Here is a 17,138-nt window from a genome sequence, read left to right as displayed (position 1 = left end):
ATCATGGGCCACATCAAGCTGACCAATGTGATCAAGTCATTCGGCGCCATCGACGTGCTTCATGGCATCAACCTGGAGATCAATGACGGAGAGTTCGTCGTTTTCGTCGGACCATCCGGTTGCGGCAAGTCGACGCTGCTGCGCACGATTGCGGGCCTCGAGAAGCCGACGGGCGGAGACCTTGCCATCGACGGCAAGATTGTCAACGACGTGCCGGCGGCAGATCGCGGACTTGCAATGGTCTTCCAGTCCTATGCGCTCTATCCGCACATGAGCGTGCGCCAGAACCTCGCCTTCGGTCTCGAAAACACCAGGATGCCGCAGGCCGAGATCGCCGAGCGCATCGCCGAGGCGGCGCGCATGCTCGAAATCGAGCCATATCTCGATCGACGACCCGGCCAGCTCTCCGGCGGTCAGCGGCAGCGCGTCGCGATCGGCCGAGCGATCGTGCGCCGGCCGGTCGCCTTCCTGCTCGACGAGCCGCTGTCGAACCTCGACGCCGAGCTCCGCGGATCGACGCGCGCCGAACTTGCCGCGCTCCACGCGCGCCTCTCGGCGACGATGATCTACGTCACCCACGACCAGATCGAGGCAATGACGCTCGCCGACCGGATCGTCGTGCTTCGCGCCGGACGCATCGAGCAGATCGGAACGCCGCTCGAGCTTTACAACCGGCCTGCCAACCGCTTCGTGGCGGGTTTCATCGGGTCGCCGCACATGAATTTCCTCGAAGGCGCGGTCGAAGCCGTGCACCCGGAGAAGGCGGTCGCGACGCTGGTCGGGGGCCATCGGCTGGAATTCCCGGTCGCCGGCGCCACGATCGAAACGGGATCGCGCATCACGCTCGGTGTCAGGCCACAGCACATATGCCTGGGGTCCGGCGAAAACAGCATTCCGGCGAAGATCAGGCTCGTCGAGGCGCTCGGCTCCGAGACGGTCCTGCATGCCGACGTCGCCGGGCAGAAGATACTGGTGGTCGCCCCCGGGCAGCACGACCTTTCACCGGGTCTGGACATCGCGCTGTCTCTATCCACCGCCCCCATCCACCTCTTCAACGAAAGAGGGCTTCGGCTTTGAAAGCGCTGTTTGATCTCACCGGCAAGACGGCGCTGGTGACCGGCGCCCGGACAGGCCTGTGCTCTCGCATCGGCTCAACCGGGAGACGACGGCATCGGTGAGTCCTGCGACCATGTCACTGGACTCACCGGGTCGGCGCACGGCTAGCGATCATCTTGCTTGCCGGCTATGACAGCCCGGGCGCTGAAAGTTCGAATTAGCGTCCAGCGTAGGTAAGGCCTATAGTTATAGCCGATGCCTCGACAACAGTATGCTCGGAGACGTTGATGAGCCGCGACCCTTACGACATTTTGGGCGTGAAGCGGGATGCCACGCAAAAGGATATCCAGCGCGCATTCCGCAAGCTCGCGAAGAAACACCATCCCGATCTCAACCCCGGCGACAGACCTTCGGAGGACCGTTTCAAGGAAATCTCCACTGCCTATGAGCTTCTGAGCGACGAGCAGAAACGGGCTCGATTTGATCGCGGCGAGATCGATATGTCGGGTGCCGAGCAGGCCCCGCGCCACTATTATCGCGAGTATGCGTCGGCGAGCAGACCCGGTGGCCCTTACCACAACAGCGCCAGCTTTGCCGACTTCGGCGAGGCCGAAGATCCCCTTTCCGCCTTCTTTTCCCATCGCGTGCACGACGATCACTTCCGTTTGGCGGGGGAGGACCGTTACTTCTCCATGACGGTTGATTTTCTCGACGCCGTCAACGGTGCGAAAACCCAGGTCAGACTGCCAAACGGCACCCCGCTTGACGTTCAGATTCCCGCCGGCACACAGGATGGCCAGACATTGCGTCTTCCGGGCAAGGGGGGACCGGGAATGGGTGGCGGACCTGCAGGCGATGTCTTCATCGATGTTCATGTGAAACCGCATCGCTTTTTCCAGCGTGACGGCGACGATATTCGCCTGGACCTGCCGATTTCGCTGAATGAGGCGGTCCTTGGCGCTAAAATTCGCGTACCGACCCCGACCGGTGCCGTGACGCTGACCGTGCCCTCCCATTCCAACAGCGGCAAGATTCTGCGCCTGAAAGGCAAGGGCGTGCCCAGGCGTGGCGGCGGCCGGGGCGATCTTTTGGTGACCCTGAAGATCGTCTTGCCCGACAAGGCCGATCCGCGCCTGACGGCTTTCATGAAGGAGTGGGCCGAGACAAACAAGCAGGATCCGCGAAAGGGCATGGGGCTGCCATGAACGAGCTTGAATTTTGCCTGAAGCTCAGGATCGAAGCCTCCGTGCTGGCTGTGTGGATCGAGCAGGGCTGGCTTGTCCCCGACACGACGGGCTTCGAACAGCAATTTCGCGAGGCGGATGTCGCGCGCGGCCAACTGATCCTCGAGATGACCCGCGACATGGGGGTCAACGAGGCGGGTGTCGATCTTGTCATGGAACTGGTGGATCAGCTTCACAGCCTGCGAGGCACGATGCATGACCTGATGGCGGCAATCGGCCAGCAGGACGAGGAGACGCGATTGAAGATTCTACAGTCGCTCGATCGTCACGGATGATCTGCGGCGTTAATGACGCACGCCACAGAGCGGCCGGCAGATCCCGCGCGGGCGACCTTGCGGGCTGGCTCACGGATTATCTCGATAGGGCGAAAATTCCATTCACGCCGTCGCCGGCGAAGGCTATAGCCGTTCGTCATGGATAAAAGATGGAGTTGAGCCCATGACGGATACTGTTGTCGATCGCTTCCTGCGCTATGTCGTCATCGACACCCAGTCAGACCCCAGCTCAGCCGCGCAGCCCTCGACCGAAAAGCAGAAGAATCTCGGCCGTGTATTGGTCGCGGAGTTGCAGGCAATTGGCCTGTCAGACGCGCATATGGACGCGCATGGCTACGTCTACGCAACCATTCCGTCCAATGTCGACAAACCCGTACCGGTGATCTGCTTCTGCTCGCACATGGACACGGCTCCCGACTTCACCGGAACAAACGTCAAGCCGCAAATAGTCCAGAACTACCAAGGCGGGGATATCCGGCTTTCGGGCGATCCGCAGCAGATCATTCGCGTCAGCGACAATCCGGCGCTGCATGACCAGATCGGCAACGATATCATCACCACCGAGGGCACCACGCTGCTCGGCGCCGACGACAAGGCCGGGCTTGCCGAGATCATGACCGCCGCGCAGATCCTCGTCGACAATCCGGACATCCGGCACGGCACGATCAAAATCCTCTTCACACCGGACGAAGAAATCGGCCGTGGCGTCGACAAGGTCGACCTCGAAAAGCTGGGGGCCGAGTTCGCCTATACGGTAGACGGCGAAACCGCCGGGCATATCGAAGATGAAACCTTCTCGGCCGATGGAGTCGAGATCACCGTTCATGGCGTTGCGATCCACCCCGGCTTCGCCAAAGGCAAGATGGTGAACGCAACCAAGATCGCCGGTGCGATCCTCAGCCGGCTGCCGAAGGATGCGGCGCCGGAGACGACCGCCGGCAAAGACGGCTTCGTTCACCCGACCGGAGTGACCGGCTCGATGGAAAAGGCCGTCCTGAATTTCATTGTCCGGGATTTCAACGACGAAGGCCTTGTTACCAAGGAAGCCATGCTCGAGGCGCTCGTCAAGGACGTGATGGCGGAGTATCCCGGCGCGTCCTACACCTTCGCGGTCAAGCAGCAATACCGCAACATGAAGACGATCTTGGACCGTTATCCGCAACTCGTCGAAAACGCCGTCGAGGCGATCCGTCGCGCCGGCATGACGCCTGTGCGCGGCAGCATCCGCGGCGGCACCGATGGTTCGCGGCTCTCCTTCATGGGCCTGCCCTGTCCCAATATTTTTGCCGGCGGTCACGCCTTTCACTCCCCGCTCGAATGGGTGAGCCGGCAGGACATGGAAAGAGCCGTCAAGACGCTCGTCGAACTGGCGAAAATCTGGGAAGAGCGCGCATAGAGCAATTCCAGGCAAAGGGTGTGCAGCGGTTTTGCGTCCGGAAATGCGTAAAAAGCGTAGAGACAGAACATTGAAGGCGATTCCGTTCTCGTCGGAAATGCGCTCGCCAAACCACGACCTTTCGGCCGATAGGCAAGACGACTTTCAGGTCTTGCGGGCAAGATGACGCACGAGACCGCGCCGACCGCGCTCCATGACGATGTTATGGTTCCAGCGGAAGATCGGCTTAAGGATCAAGGAAAAGATTACCATCCAGGGCTTGGTGACGTTGACGATCCAATCGTAGCGCACGTGGCATTTGGAGCCTTCGGGGCGTAGGGTCCACCGGCCGATGCCCTCGAGCTGGCCGGTGGCTTGGCCTTCGATCGTGGAAAACGGTTCCACCCTGACCGTCTGCATCTCGAAAGTCAGCTCGTACGGCAGCGCGGTGGACCACCTCAGCCGGAGGACGGAACCGATGCCTGCCTCATCGCCCTCGCGCAAAACGTCGACCTGTTTCACGCACGGCCACCAGTCAGGCCAGGCCTCGGGCGCATTCAGCACCCGCCAGACATCCTCAACCGATGAATCGAGGATCCACTCCGTCACAAGATGAAACCCGGTCGACGACATCGCACATCCGACTTCAAGCTGGTCTAATAAACCCGGGGCAAGCACACAGAGGCGCTTGCGACATTATGCACGAGCGGCGCATGAAAATATCAGCTGGGTGCCAGCCGCTCAACTGCGCAAGCCGGGTGCCTCCCGGCCCGTGCGGGCAACATATTCCGTGTAGCCGCCGCCATATTGGTGGATGCCTTCGGGCGTCAGTTCCAGCACCCGATTGGAGAGTGCGGCCAGGAAATGCCGGTCGTGCGAAACGAACAGCATGGTACCCTCGTACTCCGACAGTGCCTTTATCAGCATTTCCTTGGTGTCGAGGTCGAGGTGGTTGGTGGGCTCGTCGAGCACCAGCAGGTTCGGCGGGTCAAACAGCATGATCGCCATGACAAGACGCGCCTTCTCGCCGCCGGACAGCACCCGGCACCGCTTCTCCACATCGTCGCCGGAAAAGCCGAAACAGCCCGCCAGAGCGCGCAATGGTCCCTGCCCCGCCTTTGGGAACGCGTCTTCCAGCGACTGGAAGACGGTGCGCTCGCCGTCCAGAATATCCATCGCGTGCTGCGCGAAATAGCCCATTTTGACGCTTGCCCCCAGGGCGACGCTGCCCTGATCCGGCTCGGTCGAGCCTGCCACCAGCTTCAGGAGCGTGGACTTGCCCGCGCCGTTGATGCCCATGATGCACCAGCGCTCGCGGCGGCGCACCATGAAGTCCAGCCCTTCATAGATGCTGCGGCTGCCGTAGCTCTTGTGCACGTTCTTCAGGTTGATGACGTCCTCGCCCGAGCGCGGCGCCGGCTGGAATTCGAAAGCGACAGCCTGGCGGCGCCTGGGCGGCTCCACCCGCTCGATCTTGTCCAGCTTCTTCACACGGCTCTGCACCTGGGCAGCGTGCGAGGCGCGCGCCTTGAACCGCTCGATGAACTTGATTTCCTTGGCGAGCATCGCCTGCTGGCGTTCGAACTGGGCCTGCTGGTGTTTTTCGTTCTGCGCCCGCTGCTGCTCGTAGAAGGCATAATCACCCGAATAGGTCGTCAGGGAGCCGCCGTCGATCTCGATGATCTTGGTGACGATGCGGTTCATGAACTCGCGATCGTGCGAGGTCATCAGCAGCGCGCCCTCGTAGCCCTTCAGGAATTCCTCCAGCCAGATGAGGCTTTCGAGATCCAGGTGGTTGCTCGGCTCGTCGAGCAGCATGGCATCGGGCCGCATCAGCAGAATGCGGGCGAGCGCCACGCGCATCTTCCAGCCGCCCGACAGCTTGCCGACGTCGCCGTCCATCATCTCCTGGCTGAAACTCAGACCTGCCAGAACTTCGCGCGCACGGCCTTCCAGCGCATAGCCGTCCAGTTCCTCGTAGCGCGCCTGAACCTCGCCATAGCGTTCGATGATCGCGTCCATCTCGTCAGCTCGGTCGGGGTCCGACATCGCCGCCTCGAGCTCGTGCAGTTCAGCGGCAACGTCGCTCACCGGGCCGGCGCCGTTCATGACTTCGGAGACGGCGCTGTGCCCCGCCATCTCACCCACATCCTGGTTGAAATAGCCGATGGTCATGCCCTTATCGACGGACACCTGCCCCTCATCGGGTTGCTCCTCACCTGTGATCATCCGGAAAAGTGTGGTCTTGCCGGCGCCGTTCGGGCCGACGAGGCCGATCTTCTCACCCCTGTTGAGCGCCGCCGAGGCCTCGATGAAGAGCAGACGATGGCTGTTCTGCTTGCTGATATTGTCGATACGGATCATGTGTGTGCGAGGTCCAAACGTTGCAGTGCCCTTGGGACATGTGCCGCGCGGCGTATCGCAAATCTTCGGCATCGTAAATGGCAGTATCGCCGCGGACCGCCCTTTGCGCGTTATGTTTGACGCGCTGTAAGGTCAGGGCTAACAGGGCCAAAATGACCAGGGATTGTGGAAATCGTTTACCGCGCCTCTTTTTCGTAGAAATAGGCATGGATTGAGGCAAGGGCCATCAGAACAACGAGCGCCGCCAGGCCGACAATCCGGGCGAATGCCATGCCAGGCGCCCTTGCCGGTGGTCGCCGGCCGGGACCTGCGGACTGGCGGGCCGGTTTGGTCACATTCGCATCTGCCGTGATCCTGATCGCATTCGCTCGCAAATACTCCGTCAGCTTGCGATTTTTCTCCGCCTCCGTCGCGTCGGCATCGGCATTCGGATCTGGCCCGTTCTTTCGCGCTGGTGTCTCAGTCATGGCGAGCCTCGGTGCGGTCAATCCGTTTTCTCTGGCTGCACGATTGCGTAACCCATCATTGTGTAACGGCCACGGGCTCGACCTTCACAACGTCTCCCGGCAGCACCAGGGTACCTTCGTCCGCCGATATCTTGGTCGACTTTCCATCCTTCTGCCGAACGATGGAATAGGCGATGCTGGCAGCCGTCCCTGCCTGCGGTGTCTGGGCCGCATCAGCCGACTGCAGAAGGGCTTCGGTCATGAGATCGCGGCTGGTCACGAGTTTCAGGTCCAGCGTATCCAGTTCCGATTCGGTGTTCTGCAGTTCCTGGGCGAGCTGGGCATCCCAATCGTTTCGCAGATTGGTTTCGTCCTGGCTTGCCTTGCTGACGTCCTGCTTGGCCTTCAACGATGCCGTGTCGATGTCGAGCAGGGCCGCCTGCAGTTCCGCGGCCCTTTGTTCAACCGTGAGCTTGCGCTGGCTCAGCGCCAGCCCCTTTTCCGCCAGTGTATCGACCTTGTCCTTGTCCTCCATGACCAGCTCCAGCTGCCGGGTCTGGGTGGCGGACTTCTTGCCGAGTGATTCGATTTCCTTCTGCAGCAGGGACTTCAGCTCCGCAAGCTGCGTCAGTTGGAGCTTCAGGCGTTTGTCGCGCGATATCATCAGGGCCTTTTCGCTCTCGATGAGACCTGCAGCATCGGCAACACCTTTCAGTTCCGGCGGGACGACGATGTCGGCCTTTTCGGCGATTTCCGCCTGTAGCCGCGCGCGCCGGATGAGAAGCCTGTTTCGTTCGGCGATCTGCACGGACGATTCGCCCCGGGCCGTTATGAAATCACGCGCAAAACGCTGGCCGTTTTCGGCCCTGCGCAGTCCGCCGCCAAGGCTCACCGCCTTCAGCACCGTCATTTCGGGCGCATAGGGATATTCCCCCGGTGTCTGCACCTCGCCGGCCAGATAGATCGGCCGGTACTGGGCCAGTTCCACTGAGGCCGACGGACGGTCCGGCAACCCGAACAGCTTTTGAAGCTTGAGCCCGACCTCTTCGGCAATTTCGGACGTCGTTTTTCCGGACGCAGGCAGGGTGCCGAGGAACGGCAGGGAAATGCCGCCCGACGCGCCAACGGTATATTCGCCGCTGATGGCCGACCAATCCCTGACGGTTCCTTCGGCGGTCTGCCATTCCGCCACGCGGATCCTCAACTTATCCATGGCGCCGAGCGCATAATCGTCTGCAAGGGCGAGCTGGATGCCCGAAACGCTGATTGCCAGCGCGAGCGCGGAAAGGCGCGCCGCATCGGCGGCCCGCTTGCCAAGGGCAGGAAGTCCTACCAGACTTCTTTTCATAAAAATCCCTCACTTAATTGCCAAAGCCGATCCCGGCGTGACGGCGGAAGCGGCCTATTCACATGCTGAAGACTGAGATCAGTAGCTGCCCCGGGACAGGCAGACAGCAGGAATTGTCTTTGCGACGATCACGACATCTCTGATCAGCGACCAGTTGGTGACATAGTGGGTATCGAAGGCGATCCGCGCAGCATAGGAAACATCGTTTCTGCCGCTGACCTGCCACAGTCCGGTCAGGCCGGGGCGTGACTTCAGATAGTAGACTGCGGACGATTCATAGAGCTCCAGTTCGTCTTCCACGACGGGACGCGGGCCGACGACACTCATGTCGCCGCGGATGATGTTGAGGAGCTGCGGAAGCTCGTCGAGGCTCAGTTTGCGCAGAACGCTGCCCACGACCGTGACGCGCGGATCATCCTGCAGTTTGCGAGTCGCCTGCCATTCCTCATAGGCCTTGGGATTTTTGCGCAGATGATCCTGCAGGATCCTGTCTGCATCCGGCGCCATAGTGCGAAACTTGAGGCACTTGAAGTAGCGGCCATTGTGACCAACGCGGCGGTGTCCATAGAAGATGCTACCGCCATCTGAAAACTTCACCAGAGCCATCAGAAGCAGAAAAATCGGACTAAAGACGATCAGCGCCAGAGACGCAGCAACGATGTCGAACCCCCTCTTTGATATTCCCCCTATCGGCCGGTGTCCCCCGGCTTCGATGGTCGTAAAATACGGCGAACTTGCCGATCGAGTCGCAGACTTCATGGGAGTTAACTCCATTTGCGTTTGGCGATTGGTCGGGTCCCCTTGGGGCGCATGGCATCAATTACGTAAGAGAGTGTAGAGGCAGATTTTGTTTTTTAAAGGCAGATTTCATGCCGCATTTGCCGCCGAAGCAGGTCGTGGCCGAAGCTTAAATGTGAAAAACCTATTATTACTACGCATAGTCGCCCAGCGAACTTTATATTAAAAAGTAAATAATAATAATATATAAATATACAAGGAAAATCGTTAGAGAATTCTTTGGGTTTTAGTCTTTATTAAAGCGATTTAAACGGTTTCATCTATATTTACAGGATCTTGATTAATGCAAATAATACACAATTTATTCATTTTTTTTAACAATTTTTTTGCATCGCAGCATTATCTTGCACTGCACAGATTTTTATTAAAAACTGCTAATTTTGTAACAAAAGTTGACCGATAAAGCTGGTTTTGTACAATTCTAAGATATATGGAAAAACCAAAATCAATCTGCGCGAGTGAGGAGGTGGAGGAGCCGGGCGGAAATATGGCAAAATCCTGTTTCCTGCCCAGATTTGCAGATCGGCCTGTCGAGTCGCTAAAGTTAGCCAGTCGAACGGCATCTCTTCCTGTTGACGCCACCAAAAATGTTTGCGGTTATCGCGCAATCGACAGATGAATTTAAATGCGGGCTAAGATTTGATGCGGTAAATGGTGCTGCTCAAGATGTTCCTGGTGTCCCGGCACCGGTTGAATCTGCAGGCCACGTTCGATATGTTAATAATTGCCTAAGAGGAAAAGGTGGTTTTTTCCATGATGTGCGCAAATCAAGACGTAGCCTTGAGGGTGTCCTGATGTTTGCACCACGTGTTTTTGTCAGCATGCTGGGAGCCTTGGTCGTTTTTGCCATTGGGACTTTCTTGCTGACTGGCTCGCTCTGGACTACCGCCTGGCAAACAATGGCCTGCGCAGTGCTGTTGCAGGCCGGATATTTCGTTACTGTCCTGGCACTTGTGATAAAAGAAGGCAAAAATCGCCGGAAGATGATGCAAGGACAATCTGCAGCTTCCGCAGTGGCCGGCGAGGACAAAGAACCCAAAGCCCTTCGCGTTCCGCACAATCCGCGTCACTTCAACTCCTGAAGCCCATAAAACGCCCAATTTCCTGCTTCCTGTTGCTTCCCGCAGTGCGGCGAAGGCAACAAGGTGTTCGCAAGCGCAACATCGTGCCTTGTCGCCTGTCTACAGCCGGCCTAGTTTCGGTGTGACAGCGATAGAGGAAGAATTTCATGAAACCGAATGCCGATGTCTGCGTCATCATTGCCGCGAAGAATGCGGCCGAGACGATCGGGCGGGCTATCACGTCAGCGCTGGCGGAACCTGAAGCCGCAGAGGTTATGGTCGTCGATGACGGTTCGAGCGACGGCACGGCGGATGTTTCGCGGCAAGCCGATGACGGCACCGGCCGCTTGACCGTCACAAGCTTCGACGTGAACAGAGGCCCGGCAGCAGCCCGCAATCACGCCATCTCACTTTCGAAGGCGCCGGTGCTGGCAATCCTCGATGCCGATGATTTTTTCTTTGCCGGTCGGCTGAAAAACCTTCTGTCCCAGACGGACTGGGACTTCGTCGCCGACAACATTGCCTTTGTAGACGAGGAAAAGGCGTCGAGTGCGCATCTTGCTCTTGAAGCCTTTCCGGCCGCACCCCGTGACCTTGACCTCAGCGAATTCATCGAGGGCAATATTTCGAAACGTGGTGTGCGACGCGGCGAGATCGGATTTCTGAAACCCCTGATGCGGCGCGATTTTCTGGATGCGCACCAGCTTCGTTATCAGGAAAACCTGCGGCTGGGCGAGGACTACGACCTCTATGCCCGCGCACTGACGAAGGGTGCGCGCTACAAGATCATTCACACCTGCGGCTACGGCGCGGTCGTTCGCGGCGATTCACTGAGCAGCAGCCACCGCACGATCGATTTGAAACGGCTCTACGAAGCCGACAGGGCCATCCTGTCGCAAACCGGTCTCTCCGACCAGGCGAGAGCACTGATCGGCCGGCACGAGCGCCATATTCGCGGGCGATACGAGCTTCGGGAGTTCCTCGATATCAAGCGCCAGTCCGGCCCGAACGCCGCCCTGCTCTACGCACTGGGCAAGCCATCCGCCATTCCGGCGATCGCTGGCGGCATCCTTGCCGACAAGACCGAGCGTTTTCGCCGCCAGCCTCAAGCCGCGCCGGTGGCGCTCGGCGGCTCCGGGGCGCTCCGCTATCTCCTGCAGCCGCCATCAACGGCCGTATGATGCCGCAATGATGGCGGCGGAACCCGTGCCGGGGTGCGCCTCATAAATAGGCGCGGCGCACGCTCTCGATGACGTCCAGAAAGCGCTCCTTGCGCTCAGCCAGAACATGATCGCTACTCAGTTGCGGCGTGGCGCGCGCCGCCTGCCACAGCGACAGCGCCGAAGGTGCGGCGAGCAACTGCTTTGCGGCAACCCGCAAGGAGGTCTGTTTCGGATCGCGCACGGCAACCATCGCGCTGTCGTCGATCTGCCGCTTGTTCGGATCCTCCAGCGCCGGCTGCCGCGCGTCGAAGCCGATACCCCAGAAACGCGCGCCCTTGGCAATCGCCTCGGCCCGGGTCGACACGGGAACATGACGCGGGCGATAGGTAACGCCGACAGTCTGAGCCCAGTCGTTCCATTTGAAGCTGTTGATGCTGTTCGAGGTCGTGACAGCGACCCACGGCACGCGGAACGCGTCGGCGAGAATGGCGCCGTGCATTGATTCGGCGATGATCAATTCCGACTGGGCGATCTCGCGGATGACCTCCTTGGCGTCGCCGCGCGGATCGATGTAATGCAGGCCGACGGTTCCGCAGATAATAGGCCATATGCCGGCAGCAGCCGATTCCCAATGGGGAACGAAGCTCTTCCTGTTCTTCTTCGGCAGATTCTTGAATTCCGGCATTTCGGCGACCATGACAGCCGGGTCGATGATGCCTAGTTTTGGATCGACGCCGACCTTCTGCGCCGTAAGGGGGCCGCGCACGCAGCGGATGTCCCATTCGCGGCTGTCGCTCATGTCCGGCAGGGTACCGTAGCCGAAGCCACTTCCCAGTACCAGCTTGTGCCGGCCCTCCGGCAGAAGCACGCGGTTGAGGACCGTGCCGACGCCGACGAGAAGGGTTTCATGATGAACGTCGCGAAAGCCCGGGATCAAAAAGTCCCAAAGCCACAGATTGAGGTCGTCGCCGAAATTTCCGTGCTCCGATTCCCAGTAGTAAGGGTCCATGACTTCTCCTGTGTGCATTGCCAAGGGACTTGAAAGTACGCGATCCGCCTCGTGCAGTCGCGGATATTGATGTGCACTGCAAAAAAATGCTGCAGGTGCGAAGGTTAACGTGATAATTTGCCGGCGGCAAGCTGGAGCGCGCTTTGCAATATTCTCGGATCTCGCCAGACCCAACGCGCAAGGAGGTTGAACTGCGGCATCCTTCGCCGCTTGACCAGACGCGCCTGGCTCCAGAGAGCCTGTTTCCGTGCTGTGTGCTTGTAGGTGTGGATGGAAGCGGCTTCCTCTGTTTTGCGCGCAAAGCGCCCTTCCAACGTATCGAGCGCAACCCAGGTGTTGAATTGCTGCGAAAGAAACTCCGGAGAATCACTGTCGATGCTGTGGAAGATATTGACGCCCTCTCCCCGCACCGCCCCCGGGTCGTTGCAGAGGATCACGCGCTCGGCGGCGATCGCGCAGTCGCAAAAGAACAGCACGTCTTCCGCCGCCAAGCGAAGCTTCGCTTCGAAGCGCAGAGCCTCGAACAGTTTTCGCCCGATCACCATGCAGGACAGGTGCAGGAAACTCCAATCCCGGAGCATGACCTTGGGAAATTCGGGAACCTCAAGAACCAGCGGGCTCTCCGAAAGCCGGACTACGGGCTCGCTCTTCTGCAGCTCCGCTACGCCGAAATGATAGTAGAAAGCGTCACCGCCGGTGATCGAAGCCCAGTAGCAATCCGATCCGAAGCGGGTCATGGCGTCGTAGGCGTTCTTGAGGTGATCCTTAATCCAGAGGTCGTCGGAATCGAGAAAGGCGACAAAATCCGTTTGCGCGGACACGTTGTCGAGGCCCGTGTTGCGCGCGCCGCCCGGCCCGGCGTTCGGTTGCTTGATCACCTTGATGCGCAGGCGCTGCTCGTGCGGCAGCTTGTCAAGTTCCATTTCGATCGGGAACGGAGACTGATCATCGACGATGATGATATCGAAATCCTGGTAGCTCTGCGCGAATACCGACTCCAGCGCCCGCTGCAGAATTCCAGCCTGTTTCTGATAGTAGGGAATGATAACCGTAAATTTCGCCATCTTTTCGTCCTTGCGGTTTGTCTAGAAGATGTTGCTGGTTTCCTCCCTCAGGCTGCGCCACCTCGGCGCCTCTTCTCTGCCTTGGCCCTCCATCGACACATAGGATTTACGCCATGCCCCCCACAGTCAACGTCAAATCCGTCACAAGCAATGTGGGTTGGAGCATCTTATCCAAGACAAGCACATTCGGGCTTAAGTTTGTCACTGTGCCGATTCTTGCCCGTATCCTCACGCCGCAGGAGTTCGGTGCCGTTGCCGTGGCGCTTACCGTTGTCCAGTTTCTGGCGATGATCGGCGGCGCGGGGCTGACCTCGGCTTTGGTCATCCAGCGGGAAGAGGAAATGGAAACGGTTCATTCGGTCTTCTGGGCGAACCTGGCGATTTCCTGCCTCATGGCGCTCGGACTTTATGTCTACGCGGATTCCTTTGCCACCCTGCTCGGCGCGCCCGACGCCGCTTATCTCTTGAGAATCATGAGTTTTCTCATCCCGCTGCAACTCGGCGGGGATGTTGCCTACTCGCTGCTAGCCCGGCGCATGAACTTCAGCAAGGATGCCTTCTGGAGCATGGTTTCCGAATCACTTGGCGCCGTCGTGGCGGTTGCGCTGGCGCTTCTCGGCTGGGGCGTCTTTGCCCTGATCGCGCAGCTTTTCGTGTCCGCCTTCGTGCGCCTTTGCGGCCTTTATGCTGTCTCGCACTATATGCCGCGCTTCGTATTCCACTCCCACCGGGTCGTCGGATTGAGCCGTTTCAGCCTCGGCATGATGGGCTCGGAAATCGCCAACTTCATCACCTTCCAGTCGCCGATGGTGATCATTTCGCGGTACCTGGGCCTTGCCGATGCCGGCGCCTACTCCGCCGCGAACCGCTTTGCCAGCATTCCGAACCAGGTCGTGCTTTCGGCCGTCATGGGCGTTCTTTTCCCTGCCTTCAGCGGCATGATGGATGACAAGCAGCGCCGGTCGCAGGCGCTGATGTTCAGCACCCAGGTAACCGCCGTATTGCTCGCCCCGATGATGTTCGGCCTATGGGCGCTTGCGGAACCTTCGATGCGCGTCCTCTTCGGCCAGCAGTGGGCTTATGCCTGGCCGGTGCTGGGACTGCTTGCGCTTTCCAAAGGCATTTTGACACCCTGCAGCACCTTCATTCCCTACTTGAAGGGCGTCGGGCACGGCCGCGCGCTCTTCTGGTCTGCCGTCATCCGCGCGATCGTGACATGCGCGGCTGTCGTCTATGGCGCAAGCACCGGCACGCTGATCGACGCGATGATCTGGCTTTGCATCGTCAATGCCGTAACGCTGGTGGCCTATTCCTGGGCGGTCTTTCGTGCGGACGGCACACCCTTTATCAAAGGACTGTACGTCAGCAGCCGCCCGATGTTGATGGCGCTGGTTATGGCACTCCTCGTTCGCTACCTGCTCGATACTTTCGGGCCTCTCATGCCAAATCCAGTGCTGCAGATCGTTGTTGGCGCAGCGATCGGGGGCGGTATCTACGCCATCTTGGTGGTTCTCTCAGAGCGCCCGCTACTCGCAAAGATCTATCAACTGGTCAAGAACAGGCGTCACAGAAGCGAGGGGGAAAATACCCGCGCGTGAACCTTGAAGATCAGCCTCCTTCTGGTTGTATTAACGCCTTATTTCGAGACACAGCCGGACCGAGCAAAGCGATTTCATAAACCTTGACGTGCAGAAACGCGTATTTTTGAATAAAATTTTCCCCACAAAAAAAGCGGCCCAGCGAACCTATATTGGAATATTCGCACGTTCTTCAAACCGCTGTGGCTAGGTCATTTTTAAAAACGCGGAGGCGCTGGACAGGCCTCAAGCGGCCATCCTATTTCGCCGCTCACCCGCGTGCAGTGCAGCATCGTTGGCCTTTTTTCTGCTGCGACGCCATATTTTTTCGCGGGCACTGCCCTATCCTTCATGATGCAGGTTCAAGTCTGCTCTGGTTGAAACAGTCGCTTTGGGGGGAGCGGCCCAACAGGGATGTCTTCTTGGTTATCGACGCGAACATTTCATCGCGGATCAATCTGATGCGCATCTTGCTCATCTCGGGGATCGTCTTCGTACACGTCCCTTATGATCCGCAGACAAGCCCGTTTCTCGGTGCCAATGGCTTCGCCGATTGGATCCGTGTTTTTTTCGGGGACAGCATTTTCCGGGTCGGCGTTCCGTGCCTGAGCGCGATTTCCGGTTATCTCCTGTTCCGTCGCGGGCTTGATGGCTTCGACTATGGCAAGACGATCCGCTCCAAGGCGCGGACGGTTCTCTTGCCGTTCCTGATCTGGAACCTCGCCTTTCTGGCATTCGTCTATATTGCACAGGGACAGGGCATCGGTTTCGGCTATCTGCCGGACGCGGTCAATACGACGCCCCGCGAGTTGGCGACCCTTGCCTTTGCCAGTGAAGCGCCGCCGATCAACGTGCCACTCTATTTTCTGCGCGACCTGCTTCTGTGCATCCTGCTTGCGCCGGTTCTCGGGCTGTTGATCATGCGATACCCGCTGGCGACCCTGACATTTTTTTTCATCTATGCCGTCTTCCCGCTCCCCAACGGCATTTTCCTGAAGAAATCGATCCTATTCGGCTTCAGCTGCGGCATCTATGCAAGCCTCCACAAGATCGATGTCCGGATGCTCGACCCGTATGCGGAGAAAATAACCGTGGTGTTTCTGACGGCTACCGTGCTGCTGGCGACCGCGCTCTATTGGACCGGCCCGGATTTCCCCGCCCTGATCGACATCCTGCGTAACCTGACGGCGATTTGCGGCATTGTTGGCTCCTGGGCAATTTCGGCCATCCTGGTGCGTTCACATCTCGGAATGCGGCTTTCCCGGACGGAAGGCCTCAGTTTCTGGATCTTCTGCGCTCACTACCCGCTGCTGGTCGCCGCCTGGATGTTCTGGAACAGGGCGGCGGAGCCGGAGCGTTACCCGCTCTTCTATTTTTCGACACCGATTCTTGCCCTTCTCATTCTCATCGCATCGCACAAAGCGGCCAAGCACATGACGCCACGGCTGCACGCCGTTTTGACCGGCAGCCGCACGAGCCGGCGCGGCTCGGCACCGAAGAGCGCAACGCCAAGCGGCGCGAACCAGAAGAGCTGGTCCAAAACCCATTCCGCAGAGGAAACACGATGACAAAACCGATCCGGAAAACACTGGCCACCCTTGCCGTTCTTCTCGCCGGCCTTCCCGTGGCCACCCTTGCGCAAGAGGCGAATATCGGGACGTCCTTTGTCGAGAATTTCGACAAGATCAATCGAAAGATCTGGTACATTTCCGACGGCTGGGACAACGGGGCCCACCAGAACTGCACCTGGTCGAAGAAACAGGTGGCGGTTCAAAACGGCGTGCTCGAACTCACCTTCGAACAGCGCAAGGCCGGCAAGCGGGATTATGCCTGCGGCGAGATCCAGACCCTGAAGCGTTTCGGCTACGGCACCTACGAGGCACGTATCAAGACGGCTGAAGGTTCCGGCCTGAACTCCGCCTTCTTCACCTATATCGGGCCGACCGACAAGAAGCCACATGACGAAATCGACTTCGAAGTCCTCGGCAAGGATACCGGCAAGGTGCAGGTCAACCAGTATATTTCAGCCAAGGGCGGCAACGAGAAACTGGTCGATGTCGAGGGTGGCGCGAATGCTGCGTTCAACGACTACGCCTTTGTCTGGGAAAGGGACCGCCTACGCTATTACGTCAACGGGGCGCTGGTGCAGGATGTTACCGACCCCGCGAAAATCCCCGTCAACGCCCAGAAGATCTTCTTCAGCCTCTGGGGCACCGACACCTTGAGCGACTGGATGGGCAAGTTCGACTACCACGGACCGGCGACGATGCAGATCGACCGCTTCGCCTTCACCGCGCCTGGTGACAAATGCCAGTTTCCGGAATCCATCACCTGCAAGCTTTGATTGAGGCTTGTTAG

Annotated in this window: 16 protein-coding genes; 9 read left to right on the top strand and 7 right to left on the bottom strand. The window is 59.0% G+C overall.

What is annotated here, in order from left to right; all coding sequences use genetic code 11:
• Positions 1–3 precede the first annotated feature (3 nt).
• The 4 genes from JNB71_RS10770 (at position 4) to pepT (ending at position 3,971) form a co-directional block, all read left to right on the top strand.
• Positions 4–1,077, top strand: coding sequence for an ABC transporter ATP-binding protein (locus tag JNB71_RS10770; protein ID WP_220371785.1), 1,074 nt, complete (start codon positions 4–6; stop codon positions 1,075–1,077).
• Positions 1,078–1,343: 266 nt separating this feature from the next.
• Positions 1,344–2,261: a DnaJ C-terminal domain-containing protein gene (locus tag JNB71_RS10765; RefSeq protein WP_220371784.1), complete on the top strand. Its 918-nt coding sequence runs from the start codon at positions 1,344–1,346 to the stop codon at positions 2,259–2,261.
• Complete coding sequence (locus JNB71_RS10760) at positions 2,258–2,575, top strand: chaperone modulator CbpM (protein WP_220371783.1); 318 nt, start codon at positions 2,258–2,260, stop codon at positions 2,573–2,575. Before JNB71_RS10765 ends, JNB71_RS10760 begins: the two co-directional genes overlap by 4 nt.
• 163 nt (positions 2,576–2,738) lie before the next feature.
• Positions 2,739–3,971: a peptidase T gene (gene pepT, locus JNB71_RS10755; protein WP_220371782.1), complete on the top strand. Its 1,233-nt coding sequence runs from the start codon at positions 2,739–2,741 to the stop codon at positions 3,969–3,971.
• A 144-nt stretch (positions 3,972–4,115) separates the two neighbouring features.
• Here the strand turns inward: pepT and JNB71_RS10750 are convergent, their stop codons facing one another.
• From JNB71_RS10750 to JNB71_RS10730, 5 genes are all read right to left on the bottom strand, one after another.
• Positions 4,116–4,583 (bottom strand): SRPBCC family protein, encoded by a 468-nt coding sequence (locus tag JNB71_RS10750; RefSeq protein WP_220371781.1) that lies wholly within the window; start codon positions 4,581–4,583, stop codon positions 4,116–4,118.
• Positions 4,584–4,691: 108 nt separating this feature from the next.
• Positions 4,692–6,314 carry an ABC-F family ATP-binding cassette domain-containing protein gene (locus JNB71_RS10745; protein WP_220371780.1) on the bottom strand — a complete coding sequence of 541 codons (1,623 nt, stop codon included), beginning with the start codon at positions 6,312–6,314 and terminating at the stop codon, positions 4,692–4,694.
• 176 nt (positions 6,315–6,490) lie between these two features.
• Positions 6,491–6,781 carry a hypothetical protein gene (locus JNB71_RS10740; RefSeq protein WP_220371779.1) on the bottom strand — a complete coding sequence of 97 codons (291 nt, stop codon included), beginning with the start codon at positions 6,779–6,781 and terminating at the stop codon, positions 6,491–6,493.
• A gap of 55 nt (positions 6,782–6,836) precedes the next feature.
• Positions 6,837–8,108: a polysaccharide biosynthesis/export family protein gene (locus JNB71_RS10735; protein WP_220371778.1), complete on the bottom strand. Its 1,272-nt coding sequence runs from the start codon at positions 8,106–8,108 to the stop codon at positions 6,837–6,839.
• A 78-nt stretch (positions 8,109–8,186) separates the two neighbouring features.
• On the bottom strand, positions 8,187–8,867 hold the full coding sequence (locus JNB71_RS10730; protein ID WP_220371777.1) for a sugar transferase: 681 nt from the start codon (positions 8,865–8,867) through the stop codon (positions 8,187–8,189).
• A gap of 626 nt (positions 8,868–9,493) precedes the next feature.
• Between JNB71_RS10730 and JNB71_RS24795 the strand changes: the two genes are divergently transcribed.
• Complete coding sequence (locus JNB71_RS24795; RefSeq protein ID WP_431028612.1) at positions 9,494–9,988, top strand: exopolysaccharide production repressor protein; 495 nt, start codon at positions 9,494–9,496, stop codon at positions 9,986–9,988.
• A gap of 146 nt (positions 9,989–10,134) precedes the next feature.
• Complete coding sequence (locus tag JNB71_RS10720) at positions 10,135–11,148, top strand: glycosyltransferase family 2 protein (RefSeq protein WP_220371776.1); 1,014 nt, start codon at positions 10,135–10,137, stop codon at positions 11,146–11,148.
• 40 nt (positions 11,149–11,188) lie between these two features.
• On the opposite strand, the gene JNB71_RS10715 is transcribed toward JNB71_RS10720, so the two are convergent.
• Positions 11,189–12,139, bottom strand: coding sequence for a polysaccharide pyruvyl transferase family protein (locus tag JNB71_RS10715; RefSeq protein ID WP_220371775.1), 951 nt, complete (start codon positions 12,137–12,139; stop codon positions 11,189–11,191).
• A gap of 104 nt (positions 12,140–12,243) precedes the next feature.
• Complete coding sequence (locus JNB71_RS10710) at positions 12,244–13,203, bottom strand: glycosyltransferase family 2 protein (RefSeq protein WP_220371774.1); 960 nt, start codon at positions 13,201–13,203, stop codon at positions 12,244–12,246.
• A 113-nt stretch (positions 13,204–13,316) separates the two neighbouring features.
• Between JNB71_RS10710 and JNB71_RS10705 the strand changes: the two genes are divergently transcribed.
• From JNB71_RS10705 to JNB71_RS10695, 3 genes are all read left to right on the top strand, one after another.
• Entirely contained in the window at positions 13,317–14,801 is a 1,485-nt protein-coding gene (locus JNB71_RS10705) for a lipopolysaccharide biosynthesis protein (protein WP_220371773.1), read from the top strand.
• Positions 14,802–15,241: 440 nt separating this feature from the next.
• A complete protein-coding gene (locus JNB71_RS10700) occupies positions 15,242–16,348 on the top strand; it encodes an acyltransferase family protein (RefSeq protein WP_220371772.1) in 1,107 nt (368 codons plus the stop codon).
• Entirely contained in the window at positions 16,345–17,124 is a 780-nt protein-coding gene (locus tag JNB71_RS10695; RefSeq protein ID WP_220371771.1) for a glycoside hydrolase family 16 protein, read from the top strand. The genes JNB71_RS10700 and JNB71_RS10695 overlap by 4 nt, the downstream gene beginning before the upstream one ends.
• Positions 17,125–17,138: the final 14 nt, after the last annotated feature.

Origin of the sequence: Rhizobium herbae, assembly GCF_019511375.1 — a bacterium.
GTDB lineage: Bacteria > Pseudomonadota > Alphaproteobacteria > Rhizobiales > Rhizobiaceae > Pararhizobium > Pararhizobium herbae_A.
This window is presented reverse-complemented; position numbering and strand designations above follow the sequence as displayed.